The organism is Bacteroidota bacterium, from assembly GCA_034723125.1.
In the GTDB taxonomy this organism is placed as follows: Bacteria; Bacteroidota; Bacteroidia; order CAILMK01; family JAAYUY01; genus JAYEOP01.
This window is the reverse complement of the sequence record JAYEOP010000265.1, coordinates 1-2,973: the sequence shown is the minus strand read 5'-3', so window position 1 is coordinate 2,973 and position 2,973 is coordinate 1. Positions and strand designations below refer to the sequence as shown.

General features: G+C 29.8%; 5 protein-coding genes. 4 read left to right on the top strand and 1 reads right to left on the bottom strand.

Features of this window, described 5'->3' with window-relative positions; genetic code table 11:
• Positions 1 to 8 precede the first annotated feature (8 nt).
• Complete coding sequence (locus U9R42_07315; GenBank protein ID MEA3495829.1) at positions 9 to 473, bottom strand: PaaI family thioesterase; 465 nt, start codon at positions 471 to 473, stop codon at positions 9 to 11.
• Positions 474 to 543: 70 nt separating this feature from the next.
• Between U9R42_07315 and U9R42_07310 the strand changes: the two genes are divergently transcribed.
• From U9R42_07310 to U9R42_07295, 4 genes are all read left to right on the top strand, one after another.
• Positions 544 to 1,167 (top strand): histidine phosphatase family protein, encoded by a 624-nt coding sequence (locus U9R42_07310; protein ID MEA3495828.1) that lies wholly within the window; start codon positions 544 to 546, stop codon positions 1,165 to 1,167.
• Between the two features lie 100 nt (positions 1,168 to 1,267).
• Entirely contained in the window at positions 1,268 to 1,732 is a 465-nt protein-coding gene (locus tag U9R42_07305; GenBank protein MEA3495827.1) for a DUF1573 domain-containing protein, read from the top strand.
• Between the two features lie 13 nt (positions 1,733 to 1,745).
• The gene (locus tag U9R42_07300) at positions 1,746 to 2,168 is read left to right on the top strand and encodes a DUF1573 domain-containing protein (protein MEA3495826.1); all 423 of its coding nucleotides are present in this window, start codon (positions 1,746 to 1,748) and stop codon (positions 2,166 to 2,168) included.
• 26 nt (positions 2,169 to 2,194) lie between these two features.
• Positions 2,195 to 2,971 carry a DUF1573 domain-containing protein gene (locus U9R42_07295; protein MEA3495825.1) on the top strand — a complete coding sequence of 259 codons (777 nt, stop codon included), beginning with the start codon at positions 2,195 to 2,197 and terminating at the stop codon, positions 2,969 to 2,971.
• The last annotated feature ends 2 nt before the right edge of the window (positions 2,972 to 2,973 follow it).

Genomic DNA, 2,973 nt, shown 5'->3' with positions numbered 1-2,973 from the left:
TTAGTATTTTATTTAATCCTATCAAAAATATTCCCAATAAACACTTTCATTTTTTCATCAAGTGGCAACACTGCCATTGTTAAGGTGCTTAGTGCTACAAGTTCATTGTTCTCATTTCTTGTTTTTATTTGCCATACTTGAGTTTGTATTCCTAAGTGAATAGCTTCTGCTTTGGCGAAAACATAGCCATCCAAAACAGCTTTTAAGTGATTTATTTTTAAATCCAAGCCAACGCAATAAAACTTTTCTCTGTTTATTGACAAATAAGCCGCCATACTTCCTGTCATTTCTGCAAGAGCTGCTGATGCACCTCCGTGAAGCATGCCCAATTGCTGCTTTGTTCTACTATCAACAGGCATTTTAGCTCCTAAATAATTTTCAGTAATTTCGACATACTCTATACCAAGATTATCTGAAAGATTATTTTTTCCTGTTTTATTTAATAAATCTAAAGTTATTGATGTATCAATCATATAATAATTTTACCTTTGATGCCATATTAAATATTTACTGCAAATGTAAATAACTAAATATTAATTTGTTTTGAGTGAGAAAAATATTTTCATAATAAGACACGGGGAAACCTCATATAACAATAAGGGATACTTACAAGGTGCAACAATTAACTCCTCATTGAACAAAACAGGCAAAAAACAAGCAAAGGCATTTTTTGAAAAATATAAGGATATAAAATTTGATAAAATTTACACATCTGAATTGCTGCGAAGTATAGAAAGCATTGATTGTTTTCGTAGAGAAGGTATTACTGTAGAAAGTTATTTGGAGTTAAATGAGATAAATTGGGGAATATTGGAGGGGAAAAAAATAAGTCCGCGAGCTTGGATGCGATTGAAACGCTTGGCAACAAAATGGAAAAAAGGGGAGTATTCAAAAAAAATACCCGGTGGAGAAAGTCCTTTTGATGTTGCAACAAGGCAAGATACTTTCATAAAAATAATTCTTTCACGAAATGATGAAAATAATATTCTTATTTCAATGCACGGACGAGCAATGAGAATATTTATTTGTAAACTACTAAATGAAGAATTATCAAACATGGAAAAATACAGACATGATAACCTTGGACTTTATGTTATAAAAATGACTAACAATCAAAATCCTGAATTACTAACTTATAATTCTACAGAACACTTGAATTGTATTTAAAAATTCTTAATTTTGTATTTTTTAAGAATTCCTTTAAGGGGGGTTCTAATAATTAGGAACATTTTTTGTTATAGTTTAAAAGTTAAAAATTTTACAAAGCATGAAAAAAATATTTATAATTTTTATTGGCGTTTTTTTAATTTCATATTCTTTTGCTCAAAAGAACGGAACAGAAAAAAAAGTAATAGGACCACGAATAGAATTTGATAATGTATCTCATAACTTCGGAAAAATGACAGAAGGAGACGTTGTTACTCACACCTATAAATTTACAAACACAGGCGATAAACCATTGCTTTTAAAGAATGTAAGACCCAGCTGTGGTTGTACTGCTTCAAACTGGTCAAGAGAGCCTGTAATGCCAGACAAAACAGGAAAAATTACTGCAAAATTTAACTCAAACGGATATGGTGGTAGAAATTTTCAGAAATCAATTACCGTTACAACAAATATGCTGACAAATAATGTGAAAGTGATTTTTTTTAAAGGTTTTGTGAATAAAAGAGAGCAAACACGACCTAAGAAAATTACAGAATCACCTGTTCGCTTAAACAATAATAAATAGAAATTAGAAAAACATGAAACAACTTTTATTATTATCAATACTTATATCAATTACATTTTTCTCATTTTCACAAAAAAGTAATAATCAAACAAAAAATCCGGATATATTTTTTGTTGAGAAATCTATTAACTTCGGGACAATCATTGAAGGGAAGAAAAAATATATTCATTATAAATTTTATAATTCAGGTGATGCTCCTTTATTACTGTTGGATGTAAAACCCTCCTGTGGATGTACTGCTTCTAAATGGCCTCGTGAACCAATAATGCCAGGTGATTCCTCCGAAATTGTTGCTGCCTTTAATTCAAAAGGATATGCTGGAAAAAGAGCCCACAAATCAGTACGTGTAACAACAAATATAAAAGAGAAAAAAGGACAAAATAAAGTTGTCATTTTATTTTTCAAAGGGCATGTTAAACCGAAATCTAATAAATAATTACTTGATTTTTTAAAATTAATTTTATGAAAAAGATATTTATTGTTTTAATATCAATCTTAATTTCTTCTAATTTAATAAATGCACAACCCAAAATAGAGTACAACAAAAAAAATCATGATTTCGGAGATGTAATTATAGGTACTTTTCCCACTTGCTTTTTTGTTTTTAAAAACACTGGAACAGAGCCTTTAAAACTCGTTAAGGTTAGAACATCATGTGGTTGCACAACTCCTCAATGGCCAAGGGAAGAAATCTTACCCGGAGACAGCAGTTCAATAAAAGTTTTGTTCAACACACGTGGTTATAAAAATAAAGACTTTGCCAAATCAATAATTATTACATCAAATATCAAAAAAGGAGGTAACAACAAAGTTGATGTGTTATACATTAAAGGTCATGTGTTACCAAAATCTGCCGCAATACCACAATATCCTTTGAAATTTTCAGAAACATTGTTCAACACAGAGATGGTTCAAAAAGGTAAAAAGGTTAAATGGACAGTTGAAATACTAAACAAAGGCGATTCTATTGTTACAATTAAAGAATTTAAACAAAAATTCGGATATGATATTAAAGTAAAGGCGAAGCCAACAACCATTAATCCGGGAGAAAGTTCAACTTTAAAATTTGTGTTTAGAACCAAAAATCAAAATATCGGAAGGTTTTACGAAACATTTTTTGTTACTACCAATCTTCCTGAAAAAACTACGAGAGAATTTTCAAAAAGAGGCTTTTCTATAACAGGAGAACTTATTTCAAAAGAAAAAGCAAATAGGATTAAAGAAAAGCAACATAAATAAAC